This is a genomic window from Burkholderia theae, from assembly GCF_048565265.1.
Classification (GTDB): Bacteria; Pseudomonadota; Gammaproteobacteria; order Burkholderiales; family Burkholderiaceae; genus Burkholderia; species Burkholderia theae.
Genome location: NZ_CP183462.1, coordinates 92,353 through 108,056 on the forward strand (window position 1 = coordinate 92,353; position 15,704 = coordinate 108,056).

The 15,704-nt window shown below is 64.5% G+C and carries 17 protein-coding genes; 13 read left to right on the plus strand and 4 right to left on the minus strand.

Annotation, left to right across the window (positions count from 1 at the left end; translation table 11 throughout):
• Nucleotides 1-440 precede the first annotated feature (440 nt).
• Complete coding sequence (locus ACN22W_RS17925) at nt 441-662, plus strand: hypothetical protein (RefSeq protein ID WP_193099943.1); 222 nt, start codon at nt 441-443, stop codon at nt 660-662.
• A gap of 80 nt (nt 663-742) precedes the next feature.
• Here the strand turns inward: ACN22W_RS17925 and ACN22W_RS17930 are convergent, their stop codons facing one another.
• On the minus strand, nt 743-1,360 hold the full coding sequence (locus ACN22W_RS17930; RefSeq protein WP_419688796.1) for a hypothetical protein: 618 nt from the start codon (nt 1,358-1,360) through the stop codon (nt 743-745).
• Nucleotides 1,361-2,173: 813 nt separating this feature from the next.
• On the opposite strand from ACN22W_RS17930, the gene ACN22W_RS17935 reads away from it, so the two are divergent.
• The 7 genes from ACN22W_RS17935 (at nt 2,174) to ACN22W_RS17965 (ending at nt 8,128) form a co-directional block, all read left to right on the plus strand.
• Nucleotides 2,174-3,292 carry a branched-chain amino acid ABC transporter substrate-binding protein gene (locus ACN22W_RS17935; protein WP_129515573.1) on the plus strand — a complete coding sequence of 373 codons (1,119 nt, stop codon included), beginning with the start codon at nt 2,174-2,176 and terminating at the stop codon, nt 3,290-3,292.
• A gap of 173 nt (nt 3,293-3,465) precedes the next feature.
• Nucleotides 3,466-4,392: a high-affinity branched-chain amino acid ABC transporter permease LivH gene (livH, locus tag ACN22W_RS17940; protein WP_048243432.1), complete on the plus strand. Its 927-nt coding sequence runs from the start codon at nt 3,466-3,468 to the stop codon at nt 4,390-4,392.
• A gap of 11 nt (nt 4,393-4,403) precedes the next feature.
• The gene (locus tag ACN22W_RS17945) at nt 4,404-5,675 is read left to right on the plus strand and encodes a high-affinity branched-chain amino acid ABC transporter permease LivM (RefSeq protein ID WP_419688798.1); all 1,272 of its coding nucleotides are present in this window, start codon (nt 4,404-4,406) and stop codon (nt 5,673-5,675) included.
• Complete coding sequence (gene livG, locus ACN22W_RS17950) at nt 5,672-6,445, plus strand: high-affinity branched-chain amino acid ABC transporter ATP-binding protein LivG (protein ID WP_419688800.1); 774 nt, start codon at nt 5,672-5,674, stop codon at nt 6,443-6,445. Before ACN22W_RS17945 ends, livG begins: the two co-directional genes overlap by 4 nt.
• Nucleotides 6,445-7,146 (plus strand): ABC transporter ATP-binding protein, encoded by a 702-nt coding sequence (locus tag ACN22W_RS17955; RefSeq protein WP_419688801.1) that lies wholly within the window; start codon nt 6,445-6,447, stop codon nt 7,144-7,146. The genes livG and ACN22W_RS17955 overlap by 1 nt, the downstream gene beginning before the upstream one ends.
• A gap of 222 nt (nt 7,147-7,368) precedes the next feature.
• The gene (locus ACN22W_RS17960) at nt 7,369-7,968 is read left to right on the plus strand and encodes a nucleotidyltransferase domain-containing protein (RefSeq protein WP_419688803.1); all 600 of its coding nucleotides are present in this window, start codon (nt 7,369-7,371) and stop codon (nt 7,966-7,968) included.
• On the plus strand, nt 7,940-8,128 hold the full coding sequence (locus ACN22W_RS17965; protein WP_419688804.1) for a hypothetical protein: 189 nt from the start codon (nt 7,940-7,942) through the stop codon (nt 8,126-8,128). The genes ACN22W_RS17960 and ACN22W_RS17965 overlap by 29 nt, the downstream gene beginning before the upstream one ends.
• 67 nt (nt 8,129-8,195) lie before the next feature.
• Here ACN22W_RS17965 and ACN22W_RS17970 read toward each other — a convergent pair whose 3' ends face one another.
• Nucleotides 8,196-9,050, minus strand: coding sequence for a LysR substrate-binding domain-containing protein (locus ACN22W_RS17970; RefSeq protein WP_419688805.1), 855 nt, complete (start codon nt 9,048-9,050; stop codon nt 8,196-8,198).
• A gap of 134 nt (nt 9,051-9,184) precedes the next feature.
• Here ACN22W_RS17970 and ACN22W_RS17975 point away from each other — a divergent pair, with 134 nt between their 5' ends.
• The 4 genes from ACN22W_RS17975 to ACN22W_RS17990 all read left to right on the plus strand — a co-directional run bounded on the left by ACN22W_RS17975 (nt 9,185) and on the right by ACN22W_RS17990 (nt 12,533).
• A complete protein-coding gene (locus ACN22W_RS17975) occupies nt 9,185-10,165 on the plus strand; it encodes a hypothetical protein (protein ID WP_419688806.1) in 981 nt (326 codons plus the stop codon).
• Between the two features lie 29 nt (nt 10,166-10,194).
• Nucleotides 10,195-11,181 (plus strand): 2OG-Fe(II) oxygenase, encoded by a 987-nt coding sequence (locus ACN22W_RS17980; protein WP_419688807.1) that lies wholly within the window; start codon nt 10,195-10,197, stop codon nt 11,179-11,181.
• Between the two features lie 12 nt (nt 11,182-11,193).
• Nucleotides 11,194-12,117, plus strand: a complete 924-nt coding sequence (locus ACN22W_RS17985) for a DMT family transporter (protein ID WP_419688808.1) — start codon at nt 11,194-11,196, stop codon at nt 12,115-12,117.
• 65 nt (nt 12,118-12,182) lie between these two features.
• On the plus strand, nt 12,183-12,533 hold the full coding sequence (locus ACN22W_RS17990) for a VOC family protein (RefSeq protein ID WP_419688809.1): 351 nt from the start codon (nt 12,183-12,185) through the stop codon (nt 12,531-12,533).
• Here the strand turns inward: ACN22W_RS17990 and ACN22W_RS17995 are convergent.
• Nucleotides 12,511-13,506: a cupin domain-containing protein gene (locus ACN22W_RS17995; RefSeq protein ID WP_419688810.1), complete on the minus strand. Its 996-nt coding sequence runs from the start codon at nt 13,504-13,506 to the stop codon at nt 12,511-12,513. The two genes, ACN22W_RS17990 and ACN22W_RS17995, sit on opposite strands and share 23 nt — an antisense overlap.
• 41 nt (nt 13,507-13,547) lie before the next feature.
• On the opposite strand from ACN22W_RS17995, the gene ACN22W_RS18000 reads away from it, so the two are divergent.
• Entirely contained in the window at nt 13,548-14,297 is a 750-nt protein-coding gene (locus ACN22W_RS18000) for an SDR family oxidoreductase (protein ID WP_419688812.1), read from the plus strand.
• Nucleotides 14,298-14,399: 102 nt separating this feature from the next.
• On the opposite strand, the gene ACN22W_RS18005 is transcribed toward ACN22W_RS18000, so the two are convergent.
• On the minus strand, nt 14,400-15,701 hold the full coding sequence (locus tag ACN22W_RS18005; RefSeq protein ID WP_419688814.1) for an aspartate aminotransferase family protein: 1,302 nt from the start codon (nt 15,699-15,701) through the stop codon (nt 14,400-14,402).
• Nucleotides 15,702-15,704 lie beyond the last annotated feature (3 nt).

Consider the following 15,704-nt stretch of genomic DNA (forward strand, 5'->3'; position numbering starts at 1 on the left):
ACCACGAAGGCGGAGTAATAGTCACATCCATATCTAAGCGTACGTATTCAATCGGGTCCGATTCATTCGAACTGTTTCGAATCGTCAAGTTCTGATCAATCGCTCGCTGCGACAGATCGATGTTCGCGCTGATTCGCTTTCGCCGCCCATCAGCGCTCGCAGTGTTCGTGAGCGTGGATCTCCTTGATCGCCTATAACCAATGGATAGGGTGCGCCCAAGCAACAAACACTGTCTAATGGGCAATGTTCAGCCAGTGATAATCGCGCGCGCGGATTGATACGCCAGACGTCCTGATCCACATGTCGCAGTCCCGTTTCCACCGACCCACCAACAACAGAGGAATCCAAACCACACAAACACCGCCGTAAACGAGCGCGGGCCGCAAGTGCTACCAACACTCACGACCCGCTAACCACAGCCAACTACAGTGGAGTTGCCCATGGCTAAGGCGAATGATAAAGCACGTCCCCCGATCACGGAACGCTTCGTAACGATCCAGGAATCCTGGGGTGTACCGAAACGCATGCACATCAGGCCGGATACGTTTTATCCGTATATGAAGATCGGCGGAATGTGGCTCGTCAACGATGCGCGTTTTATCCCGGGCCGAAAGGTGCAGATCACGATTGAGCCGGGAAGGCTGGTCATCAAGCAGCTGTAACAGGCAACGCCGCAGGATGCGGCCGCGCTGCGCGAAGGCGCGCAGCGCGCCGGGCAGTTGCTACCGCCCGACGCCACGCATCACCAGGCGATATTGCAAGACGATCGCGACGTCCCCGCGCCACCCGTCGCTGTGCAATGCGTACCTGCGCCGTTGTCGTAAAACGTGCGCGTCTCCGGTTGCGGCACCGAAGGATCAAACGGATTCGGTGCCCCATGCGGACCACGCGGGGCATCGTACGGCCGCGTCGGCGCATATGAGCCGCTACTACCCGCCGGCCGCGAACCGTTAGCCCGCAGATATTCATTCCAGTTCTGCGCGCGCTGTTCGGTTCCGGGCAATGCGCGCCCGAGGCTGTCGCTGCCGCCTGCACCGAGCGCGACACGGTTTGCCGGCAAGTCCCAATCAGATTCACGCGCACGAGAGGGCTGCGGCTCAAGCGCATCGCCCGAAACACGCAGCGGCCGCGTATCGGGCGTATCGAACGGGCCGCGCTTGGCGGGCGCGGCGTACTGCACGCGACGATTCGCACGTGCCGCGTGCCCATCGTCACGAGCGGCGGCACGACGCTCCGCGCGAAACACATTGGTCCCGGCCGACCGATCGGTCAGCGTATCGCGCCCCGACGCATCGGCGGCGGAAACAGAAAGCGCACACGCAATCGCGGCGGCGGAAGACAGGCAGAAGGAATGATTCATCAGCGATCCAAATCAGGTGATGTGCATTGAAAAAAACGGCAGATCACTGGCTGGCGGCTGGGCAACGGATGGCCGTCGAAACGGCTCTGAAGCGACGACGAAGCGCGGCGGACGCGCTTCGCGGGGAGGCTGGCTGGATTGCAGAGGCGAGCCTACATTATTTCATATTAATAACTACAACCTTTCGAAGACGAGAAAACCGTCGGCTAACGGTAGGTTTGAGCACCCCCATCCAACGCACCTCAATGGTGCTCGCCAAACCAATCATCAGTCGATTGAACCGCGCCGATACGGCCCTTTGCCGGCCCGAAGTACACCGAACACGACCGCCTGTCAGCAGATGTCATACCCACCAAGGCACAGCGCCCGACCACTCCCTTCAATAGCAACCAGATTGCACTCCCTGCAGCCGTTATCGAAGCCGAAAGGTTGCGCCGTCATTGCTACCGACCCCCCCTCATCCCTACGTGTTTTCCCTCGGTCGACCGGCATTTTTGACAGACGATTTAAAAACGCCCATATAATTTCGACTGCCTTGCCAACGGCTGTCGGACCATCCCTCCGATCAAGCGGTTTGGCAAGCGGGGCAGGCGAAACGCTTGCGCAATGCAAGACGCATCACGATGATGTCTTTCCGAACCAGACGTCCCCTTCGGGGACTGCAAGAGCCGGGCCCCGCTACGCAACATTCCGCTGGAGTTCCGTCTTCTATGTGTCTCGGGCGTGTCCCATGTCCTCGCCCCGGGTGCTGTTCGATTGCGCAAGTCATGCCGCCTTTGCCCGTATGACTAAACAACATCGAGGAGCTCCCAGATGACGCTGTCCCGTCTTACGTCCATTTCCGTCGCCGCCGTGCTGTTCGCCGCCGGCGCCGCCACCGCGCAAGCGGAAACCGTGAAGATCGCCATCGCTGGTCCGATGAGCGGCTCGGTCGCCCAATATGGCGACATGGTGAAGGCCGGCGCGCTGACCGCGATCGAACAGATCAACGCAGCAGGCGGTGCGGGCGGCAACAAGTTCGAAGTCGTGATGATGGACGACGCATGCGAACCGAAGCAGGCCGTCGCCGTCGCGAACAAGATCGTCAGCCAGAAGATCAAGTACGTGATCGGCCACGTGTGCTCGGGCTCGACGATCCCCGCATCCGACATCTACGAGAACGAAGGCATCGTGATGGTCACGCCGTCGGCCACCGCGCCGCAGCTGACCGAAGGCAAGAAGCGTCACTTCATCTTCCGCACGATCGGCCGTGACGACCAGCAAGGCCCGGCCGCCGCGAAGTACATCATCAACAACGTGAAGCCGAAGAAGGTTGCGGTGCTGCACGACAAGCAGTCGTACGGCCAAGGCATCGCGTCGTCGGTGAAGAAGGACCTCGAAGCCGCGAAGATCCCGGTCGTGCTGTTCGAAGGCATCAACGCCGGCGATTCGGATTACTCGGCGATCATCACGAAGCTGAAGTCGCAAGGCGTCGATTTCGTCTACTTCGGCGGCTACCACCCGGAAATGGGCCTGCTGATGCGCCAGGCGCGCGAGCAGGGCGTGAAGGCAACGTTCATGGGGCCTGAAGGCGTGGGCAACAAGGACGTGACGGCAATCGCCGGCCCGGCTTCGGAAGGCATGCTCGTCACGCTGCCGGCCGACTTCACGGCCGATCCGGCCAACGCAGCACTGGTGAAGGCGTTCGCGGACAAGAAGCGCGATGCGAACGGCCCGTTCCAGATGCCGTCGTACGCCGCGGTGAAGATCATCGCCGACGCGATCGCTGGCGCAAAGACGACCGACCCGACCAAGGTCGCCGCGTACATGCACAAGACGACGTTCGACACGCCGATCGGCAAGGTGGCGTATGACGCTCAGGGCGACCTGAAGGCGTTCAAGTTCGTCGTCTACACGTGGCACAAGGACGCGACGAAGACCGCCGCCAACTAAAAACGGAGTACCCGCCCCGCGCACCCGCTCTGCCCGTGACCCGGGCAGGGCGCGTGCGCATTTGGCCGTTCCGCGGCTGACGGGCGGTCCGAGACGAACACCGTGCGTTGCGCGCGGTCGCGCCGTGATCCGGTTGCGGCCTGCGGCGCAGTGCCAACGGGAGCTTCCCGCACATGACTGACTTCTTTCCTCAATTCGCCCAGCAGCTGGTCAACGGCCTGACGCTGGGTGCGATCTATGCGCTGATCGCCATCGGCTATTCGATGGTCTACGGCATCATCGGCATGATCAACTTCGCCCACGGCGAGATCTACATGATCGGCGCGTACGTGGGCCTCGTGACCCTGACCGCGATCGGCGTCTCCGCCGGTTATCCGCTGCCGCTCGTGCTCGGCGCCGCACTGATCGTGTCGGTGATCGTCACGGGCCTGTACGGCTTCGCGGTCGAGCGCGTCGCGTATCGGCCGCTGCGCGGTGGCCCGCGCCTCGTGCCGCTGATCTCCGCGATCGGCATGTCGATCTTCCTGCAGAACTACGTGCAGATCGGCCAGGGCGCGCGCGACGTGTCCGTGCCGGTGCTGATCTCCGGCGCGTTCGACATCCATCTCGGCGGCGACTTCGACGTGACCATCCCGTATTCGCGCCTGATGATCGTCTGCGTGACGGTGGTGCTGATGATCGCGCTCACGCTGTTCATCGGGCATTCGCGGATGGGCCGTGCGTGCCGCGCGTGCGCCGAGGACATGAAGATGGCGAACCTGCTCGGCATCGACACGAACCGCGTGATCTCGTTCACGTTCGTGCTCGGCGCGATGCTGGCCGCCGTCGGTGGCGTGCTGATCGGGCTGACGATCGGCAAGCTGAATCCGTATATCGGCTTCGTCGCGGGCATCAAGGCGTTCACCGCCGCGGTGCTCGGCGGGATCGGCAGCATCCCGGGCGCGATGCTCGGCGGCGTGCTGCTCGGCCTCGCGGAAACCTTTGCCGCAGGCTACATGCCGGCCGAGTACAAGGACGTCGTCGCGTTCGGCCTGCTCGTGCTGATCCTGCTCTTCCGCCCGACCGGCCTGCTCGGCAAGTCGGACATCGAAAAGGTTTGAGGGAGACGCAGATGAGTACTGTCATTTCCGTTCGCCGCCCGGCCGCCGACGCATCGTTCGGCCAGGCGCTGAAAAACGCCGTGGCCGCCGCGTTCCTGACGGCGATCCTCACGATCCCCGTGCTCGGCCTGCAGTTGCAGCTCGACGGTTATCAGGTCGTGCTGACGCCGCACTGGCGGCCGGTGTGGATCGCGGTCGCGGCCGTGTTCCTGTTCCAGCTGTTCAAGCCGTGGCTCATGCGCGCGAAATCGGCGGTGAAGCTGCCGGCAGTGCCCGCGATGGGCGCGCAGCAGCAGCGCGTGATCGTGTGGGTGCTGCTCGCGGTCGGGCTCGTGTGGCCGTTCTTCGGTTCGCGCGGCGCGGTGGACGTCGCGACGCTCGCGCTGATCTACGTGATCCTCGGCCTCGGGCTGAACATCGTCGTCGGTTTCGCGGGGCTGCTGGATCTCGGTTATGTCGGGTTCTACGCGGTCGGCGGTTATACGTACGCGATGCTCAACCAGTATTTCGGGCTGTCGTTCTGGGAATGCCTGCCGCTGGCCGCGATCGCGGCGGCGACGTTCGGCTTCCTGCTCGGCTTCCCGGTGCTGCGGCTGCGCGGCGACTATCTCGCGATCGTCACGCTCGGCTTCGGCGAAATCATCCGGCTGATGGCGAACAACCTGACGAGCCTGACGGGCGGCCCGGACGGCATCTCGGGCATCGCGAAGCCGACGGTGTTCGGCTTCGAGATGGCGCGCTCGGCGAGCGTCGAAGGCGCGAAGACCTTCCATGAACTGATCGGGCTGGAATACAGCGGCGAGCACATGGTGATCTTCCTGTACCTGATCGCGCTGGTGCTGGTCGGCTTCACGCTGTTCGTGACGAGCCGCCTGATCCGCATGCCGATGGGCCGTGCGTGGGAAGCGCTGCGCGACGACGAGATCGCGTGCCGTTCGCTCGGCCTGAACCCGACGCGCATCAAGCTGTCGGCGTTCACGCTCGGCGCGTCGTTCGCCGGTATCGGCGGCGCGTTCTTCGCGGCGCGTCAGGGCCTCGTGAATCCTGAATCGTTCACCTTCATCGAGTCGGCGCTGATCCTCGCGATCGTCGTGCTCGGCGGGATGGGCTCGCAGCTCGGCGTGATTCTCGCGGCGATCCTGCTGACCGTGCTGCCGGAAGTCGCGCGCGGCTTCGCCGAATACCGGATGCTGATTTTCGGTCTCGTGATGGTGTTGATGATGATGTGGCGTCCGCAGGGCCTGCTGCCCGCGAGCCGTCCCCACGTGGAGCTGCCGCAATGAGCGCGAATGCAGAACTGTTGACGGTCGCCGGGCTGCAGATGCGCTTCGGCGGGTTGCTCGCGGTGGACGGCATCGATTTCGACGTGCGCCGCGACGAGGTGTTCGCGATCATCGGGCCGAACGGCGCGGGCAAGACCACGGTGTTCAACTGCGTCGGCGGCTTCTACAAGCCGACTTCCGGCGCGGTCGAGCTCGACGGCCACCAGATCGCCGGGCTGCCGAGCCACAAGATCGCGCTGAAGGGCCTGGTGCGCACGTTCCAGAACATCCGCCTGTTCAAGTCGCTGACGGTCGTCGAGAACCTGCTCGTCGCGCAGCACCGCAAGGTGAAGGCAGGGCTGCTGCCCGGTCTGTTCTCGACGCCCGCGTATCGCCGCGCCGAGAAGGAAGCGCTCGAACGCGCGGCCGTGTGGCTCGAACGGATGGGGCTGAAGTCGGTCGCCAACCGGCCGGCCGGCACGCTGTCGTACGGGCATCAGCGGCGTCTGGAGATCGCGCGCTGCATGATCACCGAGCCGCGTCTCTTGATGCTCGACGAGCCGGCGGCCGGTCTCAACCCGCAGGAGAAGATCGAGCTGCAGCACCTGATCGACAAGCTGCGCCGCGAGTTCGGCGTGTCGGTGCTGCTGATCGAACACGACATGAGCCTCGTGATGGGCGTGTCGGACCGCATCCTCGTGATGGAGCACGGCCGGCCGATCGTGATCGGCACGCCGGAAGCGGTCCGCAACGACCCGCGCGTGATCAAGGCGTATCTGGGGGAAGAGTGATGCTGAAGCTGGAACAGGTCCATACGCACTACGGCGCGGTCGAAGCGCTCGCGGGCGTGTCGATCGAGGTGAACAAGGGCGAGATCGTCACGCTGATCGGCAGTAACGGCGCCGGCAAGACGACGCTGATGATGACCGTGTGCGGCACGCCGCGCGCCTCGTCGGGCCGCGTGCTGTTCGAGGGCAAGGACATCACCGCGATGTCGACGCACCAGATCATGCGGCAGGGGATGGCGATCTCGCCGGAAGGGCGGCGCGTGTTTCCGAGCCTGACGGTGCTCGAGAACCTGAAGATGGGCGGGTTCTTCGCGAGCCGTCACGAGATCGACGAAGGCACCGAGCATGTGTTCAAGCTGTTTCCGCGTTTGAAGGAGCGTGCGACGCAGCGGGCGGGCACGATGTCGGGCGGCGAGCAGCAGATGCTCGCGATCGGCCGCGCGCTGATGAGCAAGCCGCGTTTGTTGCTGCTCGACGAGCCGACGCTTGGCCTCGCGCCGCTCGTGATCGCGCAGATCTTCGACATCATTCGGACGATCCGCGAGGAAGGCGTGACGGTGTTTCTGGTCGAGCAGAACGCGAACAAGGCGCTCGGTGTGGCCGATCGCGGGTATGTGCTGGAAACGGGGCGCGTGGTGCTCGCCGATACGGGCTCGAACCTGCTCGCGAACGACCGGATCAAGCAGGCTTATCTCGGCGGTTGATGGAGGGACGCCGCCGGCCTGCAACGGGCCGGCGGCGGTGCTGATCTGATTGGCGTGGTCTTCGTCTTGTGACGCTTTGGAACACAGATTTGCAGCGATTATGTAGCTGATCTGGCTTCGATCGTAGCCTAATCGGCTACATTCAGCTTGCCGATCCGGACCGACAAGCGCATTCAGCGTAACAACATATCGTAGCCAATTCGGCTACAATCGTAGCCAATCATGCTACGATCCATCGCCCCGACCCTATTTAGCGACTACCGGCGCCGTGTGCTGGGCCTGCTCCTGTTGCGGCCTGATCAGGCGTTGCACGTTCGCGAAATTGCCCGTTTGACGGGCACAACCCCCGGTACGCTGCACAAGGAACTGAGCAAACTGGCCGAAGCTGGCATCTTGAGCCGGGATCGACAGGGCAATCAGGTGGTTTATCGCGCCAATCGAAGCTGTCCGATCTATGAGGAGCTGGCTTCGATCATGCGAAAGACCTCAGGCATGGGTGACGTGCTGGCTGAAGCACTGCTGCCTTGCGCCGAGCAAATCGCCGTGGCCTTCGTGTTCGGCTCGGTCGCGCGCGGCCAGGAGACGGCGGACAGCGATGTCGACGTGATGGTGATCGGTTCGGTCGGGTTCGCCGCGGTGGTAGGGATGCTTTACGATGCTCAAGCGACATTGGGGCGGGATATCAATCCTCAGGTACTGTCAGCCGACGAGTTTCGTGCCGGTGTCGAAGGGCACGACGCATTCTTGCGGGACGTGCTTGGAAAACCCAAGATCTTCCTGATCGGTAGCGACGATGACCTTGCAGAACTTACTCGGCGTTAGCCTCGATGCGCTGCGCAAGCAGCGCAATCTGTCCGATTACTCCGGAGACGTGGTTCAAGCGTCCGCGGTCAATGAATGTCTTGCCAGTGCGACGGCGCTCATGACCGACGTGAAGGCGTGGGTGACGACGAACAAACCCGAGTTGCTGGACGCGCAATAAATAGCCGCTGTCGTTTTGAAGCGCCAACGCAAGACCGACTCACACAGGGCCTTTCGAGGCCCTGTTTTCATTGTCCGATCCTGAACGTGCTTTTCAGCACGTCGCGCAGATGCAGCGCGGCGCGATTGCCGTCGTCGGTCAGGATATAGATCAGGTGCGGCGGCAGATCGGGCAGCACGATGCCCGTAACGTGGCTCGTCAGGTTGCCGGACACGCGATCGTGCTCGATCAGGCCGACCGCGAGGCCGTTGGCGATACAGGCTTCGACCGCCGGCGAACTCGCGCTCTCGAGCAGCATCCGGTGTGCGATCCGCTCCTTCTTCAGCGCGTTCAGCGCGGTGTCCCGGTACGGGCATCCCTGCAATTGCACCGCGATCGGCAGCGGCGCATCGGGGTTGAACTTGAACGTCCGCGCAGCGACCCAGACCGGATGGGTCTTGCTGAGCAGCTCGCCATGCGGCAGCGCCTTCGGTACCACGGCGATCGTGATGTCCAGCTGGCCGCGCGCGAACAGCAGCTGCAGTTCCTCGCTGGAGCGTGCTTCGACCGTCAGTTCGAGCAACGGCCGGTCGGCGGCGAAGCGCGGCAGGAACTCGGCCATGAAGTGCGCCGCGTACGAATCGGGGATGCCGAGCCGCAGCTTGCCGGTCAGCATCTGCGGCGACAGCGATTCGACGAGCCGATCGTGGCTCAACAGGAATTCCGTGGTGTCGCCGAGCAGCTTGTGGCCGTACTGCGTGAGTTCGACCGACTGGTTGTTTCGCGTGAACAAGCGCTGCGCGACCATCTCTTCCAGCTTCTGGATCTGCGCGGTGACCGACGACGGGCTGCGGTTCACATAGACGGCCGCGTCCTTGAAGCGGCCGAGCTTCGCGACGGCGTGGAAGGTACGCAGCAGATCGACGTCCAGGGTGCGCGGCATGATTCTGATTTTCCGAATTAGTGATTCACGTAATGTCGATTGACGGAATTATTAAGCGTCCCTATCCTCGGGTCAACAGGCAGACGAATGCAGGCAGGTCGATCAAGCGTGACACGTATCCGGGGAACGATTTCATGTCTATCAATGATTTTGTCGTAGATGCGCTGGTGCGGGACAGGAAGCTGAAGGCGGAGTCGGTATGGACGGTCGAGAATCACGAAAAATATTCGACGCTGGCGCGGCATGACGATGGCGCGCAGCGCAGGGAGGCAGGGCGCGAAGTTTTTTCGCTGATGCGGAACCTGAACGAACTGGGCGTACGGAGTCCGGCGCTGTGCGCGGACCGCGACGGCAACGGATCGTTGCGGGAAGCGATCGGTGCGTTGAGCGAACGTCTTGCGACGCTGTCGCGCGGCCGCGATGTGCACTACATCGAACTCGGGCCGGAGCCGGTCAAGACGACCGAACTGATGAAGGCCGTCAGCGGCGGCGGGCCGGACCATTTGCGCTACACGGCCGTCGACATCAACGAGTCGTCGGAAGACGCGATGCGGCACGCGATCATGCCGTTCCTGAAGACGCCCGGCTGCTTCAACTACATCGCCGACGATTATCGGAACGTGCAGTGGGATCACATCGACCTGGGCCAGGACGTGACCTTGATCACGATGCTCGGTTTCCAGGAGGGCAATGAATTGCCCGTGACGATCGGCCGGCTGATTCGCAATCTCGGCGGCAAGTCGACCTACGTCGTGTCGGAGATGCAACTGCTCGTCGATGGCCGCGAAGAGCCGATCTACAACTTCTACCGGAACGAGAACATGGTGCGGTTCTCCGAAATCGTCAGCCGGCAGCAGGGCTTCGAGCCGCTCGGCGAGCATCATGTTTCGATCGTCCGGCTCAACCTGCTCGGCGACCAGTTCCATGTCGCGGTCACGTTGCAGCCGGTGTCGAAAGCCGGCGCCGACGGGCATCTGATCACCAACATCTGCCTGAAATACACGCCGGAGCAATTTCGCCACGTGCGTGCCAGTCACGGCAATTGCCGCGTGATCGACGAGCTGCGCAGCGGGGATGGCAGCGTCGTGTACCAGATCGCCCAGTTCAAGGGCTGAACGCCGCAACGGCGAAAGCGAGGCACGCGATGAACAAGGGGAATGCATTGCCGGTGTTTGCGCGCGGGTTCGACCGGGTGAGGCTTGCGTTGCAGACGTCGCTCGCCGGCGGCGCGAACGTCGGCGGCACGCTGGATGCGTCGACGGAACCGATGCGCTGGACGAGCGATTGCCTGCGCGACGGCTACGAGTTGCGATATCGCCGCAACCTCGACGATCTCGGCTACGGCGACGAGCCGATGCGCGGCACGCGCACGAGCGCGCTCAATGCGGTGTGCAGCCTGCGCGGGCTGTTCACCGACGAGGCGATCGCCGCGTTGCGCGAGATCGGCCGGGCGCTGGAAGGCAGCGCGTCGAGCAGCAACTGGATCATCTCGAAGCGGGTACGCGCGGTGACGAACCGCTCGCGGTTCATCGACGACATGATGCACGACCGCGCGTTCCTGTTGAGGCTGTCGCGTCTCGCCGGCGCGCCGCTGATCCCGTATCCGATGGTCAATGCGCGGTCGCAGTTCAACTATTACTATCCGACGGCGCAGCACGACGGCAAGGAACAGTTGGGCATGTGGCACACGGACGGCACGAGCTTCGTGCTGAATATCGTGCTGTCGGATCGATCCGACTATGCCGGCGGCAATTTTCTGTTCTACGAATCGACCGCCGAGACGTTCGACCGGCATGACCCGGCGCGCACGCATGTGAAGACGGCGAACCTGGACAGAGCGGGCGATGCGCTGCTCATCTACGGCAGCAAGCTGTTCCATGGCGTCGAGCCGGTAACGGCGGGGCGTCGCATGTCGCTGGTGTTGTCGTTCCATTGCCCGTACACGCGCGAGGACGATAACGGCTTCTGGCATCTCGCGTCGGACGACGGCATTCCGCGCACCATCGTCAACTGGCTGGCCCTGCGGCGCAGCCTCAGGGACAACGCGGAGATGCAGTACCACCGCCTCGGGCTCGCACCGATCCGGGCCGAGGATCTGAAAGACACCCGCTTGTCCATGGCAACATCCTGAGCGCCTTCGCCCATGCAGCTATTCCTGATCCAGCTTGTTTTCGTGTTGTCGTGGAGTTCGGGCTTCATCGGTGCGAAGCTCGGCGCGGAGACGGCCGGTGCGTTCAACCTGCTCTTCTGGCGTTTCCTGCTCGTGACGCTGTGCCTGGCGATCGTCCTCAACCGGCAGCTCGGGCGCCTGACGCTGGAAAAAATCCGCTATCACGCGGTGATCGGCTTCCTGTCGCAGTTCCTGTATCTGAGCTGCGTCTACGTGGCCATTCAGCATGGCCTGCCGCCGGGCATCGCGGCGGTCATTGCCGCATTGCAACCGCTCATCACGGCAGCGATGACGACGCTGGAGGGCAGCGAGCGCAGCGGGGCGCGGCAGTGGGTCGGGCTCGTCGCCGGATTCGTCGGCGTGGGCATCGTGATCGGCGGGCAATACGCGTTGCCGACCGGGTCGGTCAGCATCGTCATGTACATCCTGCCGCTGGTTTCCGCGCTGGGGCTGTCGGTCGCGACGATCTATCAGCGGCGGCGCGCGCTGACGGCCGCGCGCAGCAACGAGGACGGGCTGTTTCTGCCGCTGTTCGTGCAGGGGGGCGTCAGCCTCGTCCTGTTCGCGGTGTGCGGGATCGTCACGGGCGACCTGCACGTGCCGACCCAGCCGAATGTCTGGGTGTCCGTCGTGTGGTTGACGGTGTTCTCGACCTTCATGGCGTACCTGACGTTGTGGGCACTGCTCAAGCGCATGCCCGCGACGCGCGTGGCGACCCTCGTTTATCTCGAACCGCCCGTGACGCTGACCTGGGCCGCGTGGATGTTCGGTGACAGCATCCAGCTGTCGACTTACCTCGGCATCGTTGTCGTCGCGATCGGCGTGTGGCTGGCCAGCAAGCCAGGCGAGCGGGCCACGCGAGCCCGGCGCGCGGAGATGGAGGCGGCCGGGCGCTGAGCCGCTGGTTGCGCAGGCGGTTCCGGTGTAGCTTCGCGAAACGACCCGGTTCGCGGAGGAACCCGATGAAAGTCAAACGGATCGTCGCCAATATCGACACACAGTCGGTCGACGACGCAAAGCGCTTCTATCAGCAGATCTTCAGTCTCGATCTGCTGATGGACCACGGCTGGATCGCGACCTACGGCAATGCCGAGCAGATGGACGTGCAGATCAGCTTTGCAGCGCAAGGCGGGTCGGGCACGCCGACGCCCGACCTGTCGATCGAAGTCGACGATCTCGACGAAGCGCTCGTGCGTGTGCATGAGGCGGGCATTTCCGTCGAATATGGCCCGGTCGACGAGCCGTGGGGCGTGCGGCGCTTTTATGTGCGCGATCCGTTCGGCAAGCTCGTCAACGTGCTGGTGCATCGCTGACCTCGTTCACCACCACCTGTTCATCACGCGCATACCGCGCCGGCGGCCGCCCGACATGCCGCGTGAACGCGACACTGAACGTGCTCGCGGAACTGTAGCCGACGCGCCCCGCGATCTCGGCGATGCGGCCTTCGTTGCGGCGGAGCAGATCCTTCGCGAGCGCCATGCGCCACGTGAGCAGGTATTCCATCGGCGCGACGCCGACCGCGCGGCTGAAGCGTTCGAAGAACGTCGAGCGCGACAGTGCCGCTTCCTTCGCCAGCTCGACGATCGTCCACGGATGCGCGGGGCGTTCGTGCATCCGGCGGATCGCGGCCGCGAGGCGGCTGTCGGCGAGCCCGCGCACGAGGCCGGGCGATGCGTTCGTGCCGGCCGTGAACCGCAACGCCTCGATCAGCAACACTTCCAGCAGGCGTGACAGCACGATCTCGCGCGCGGGCCGCTGCGCACGCGATTCGTCGCGCACCAGTTGCACGAGCGTGGTCAGCCGCGGTTCGCCGCGCACGTGCACGCATTGCGGCAGCAGCGACACCAGCAGCGCCGCGTCGGGCGAGCCGAAGCTGCAGTGGCCGACCATCATCCGCGTATCGACCGGGTTGCCCGGATCGCCGACCCGGTGTTCGCCGCTGTCGAGCATGAGCGGCGGGCCCGTTTTGACCCCCGGCGGCAGCGGCGCGAGACTCGACATCGCGATGCCGTAGGCCGCCGGGATCAGGATGAAATCACCGGGCAGCAGTTCGATCGGCGCGTGCCCGTCGATCGCGATGCGGCACCCGCCGTCGAGGATCGCGCAATAAAACGGCTCGCCGGCGACCGCGCGGCTGACGGACCAGGGGCTCGCGCATTGAACGGACTTGGAGTGCCGCGCGCCCGGTTGCAGCAGCGTCACGACTTCGGTCAGCGGATCGATCATCGCCGGACTCTCGCAAAAGAAAAGCGGATTTTCAATTGTAGCGAATACGGATCCGGCCATCTATCGTACGGACACATGCCCCACACATCCCAGGAGTTCGCATGAAGACCGTACTGATTACCGGCTGTTCCTCCGGCTTCGGCCTCGAAATCGCCCGCCATTTCCTGGCCCGCGACTGGCAGGTCGTCGCGACGATGCGCACGCCGCGCGAGGACGTGCTGCCGCCGTCCGAGCGCCTGCGCGTGCTGGCGCTCGACGTGACGAACGCGGACAGCATCCGCGCGGCGATCGACGCGGCAGGCCCGATCGACGTGCTCGTCAACAACGCGGGTTTCGGCGCGGCCGCGCCGGCCGAACTCACGCCGCTCGATACGGTGCGCGCGCTGTTCGAGACCAACACGATCGGTACGATCGCGGTCACGCAGGCGGTGCTGCCGCAGTTTCGCCGGCGCGGGGCCGGGGTGGTCGTGAACGTCACGTCGAGCGTCACGCTGAAGGCGCTGCCGCTGGTCAGCGCGTATCGGGCCAGCAAGGCGGCGGTCAACGCGTTCACCGAATCGATGGCGGTCGAACTCGAACCGTTCGGCGTGCGCACGCATCTCGTGCTGCCGGGCCGCGCGCCCGACACGCGTTTCGGCGACAACGCGCGGGCGCACATGCACGGCTTCGAACACGAGGCGTATGCGGAGTTTGTCGGGCAGGCGGTCGCGCGCATGCTCGATCCGTCGGGGCAGGTCACTCATGCGCAGGATGTCGCCGAAGCGGTGTGGCGCGCGGCGACCGATCCGTCGAGCCCGATGCGCATTCCGGCCGGCGCGGATGCGGAGGCGTGGGCGGCCGGCGTGCGCTGATCGGGCGGGAATCCGGACGACACGTTTGCGTTTCCGTCGCGCCGGTCGGTCGAACCGGCGCGACGGATCGCTTCATGCGGGGAAGGGCGTTACCACGCGCCGTTACAGCGCGCGTGCGATCGCCTGTTCCAGCAACGCCAGGCCGAGGTCGATCTCTTCGTCGCTGACGGTCAGCGGCGGCGCGATGCGGAACACGCCGCCCATGCCGGGCAACTGCACGATGTTCATGCTGAGGCCGAGGTTCATGCACTCGCGCGTGATCTTCGCGCCGAGCCCGTCGGCCGGTTCCTTGGTCCGGCGATCCGTGACGATTTCGACGCCGAGCAGCAGCCCGCGTCCGCGCACGTCGCCGATGCAGTCGAATCGTTCCATCAGGTCGAGCAGGCCGCGCCGGAGCCGGTCGCCCATCACGTTGGCCCGCGCGACGAGCCCGTCGCGCTGCACCACGTCCAGCACGCGCAGGCCGACGGCCGCCGGCAGCGGATCCGATACGTGCGTCGTGTAGAACAGGTAGCCGAGTTCGTGCGCGCGTTCCTCGATCGCCGCGGACGTCACGATGGCCGCGAGCGGCAGCCCGGCGCCCAGCGTCTTCGACAGCGTCAGGATGTCGGGCGTCACGCCGTCGCGCTGGCACGCGAACATCGTGCCGGTGCGTCCGACGCCGGTCTGCGCTTCGTCGAGGATCAGCAGCATGCCGCGCTCTTCGCACTTGCGCTTGAGCGCCGCCATATAGCCTTCCGGCAACTCGATGATCCCGCCCGAACTGAGGATCGGCTCCGCGATGAACGCGGCGAGGTTGCCGCTCGACTGGCGATCGATCAGGTCGAACGCGTAGTCGAGTTCGGCAAGAAAGTCGTAGGTGCCGTTGCGCTCGAAGCGCGGCCGGTACGTGAACGGTGCGGGAATCGCGAACGAGCCGACGGCGGCCGGGCCGACGCCCTTGCGGCCGGCGCTGTAGGTGGCCGATGCGGCCGCGCCCGTCATCCCGTGCCACGACTGCGCGAAGCCGACGATCTCGTACTTGCCGGTGACGAGCTTCGCCATCCGGATCGCCGCTTCGTTCGATTCCGCGCCGGTGCTGAGAAGCAGCGCGCGATCGAGCCCGTCGGGCGTGATGTCGGCGAGGCGCGTCGCGAGGTCGACGACCGGCCGCGACAGCATCCCGCTGAACAGGTGGTCGAGCTTGCCTGCGTATTCGCTGATGACGGAGACGATGTCCGGATGGCTGTGGCCGAGCACCGCGCTCATCTGCCCCGACGTGAAATCGAGGATCGCACGGCCGTCCGCGTCGTAGACGAAGCTGCCTTTCGCGCGCTCGATGATCATCGGCTCGAACGTACCGCCGTAGCGGACCAGATGCTGCCTGGCGTTGTGCCAGAAGGTTGCGTCGTCGTTCAGGGACATCGG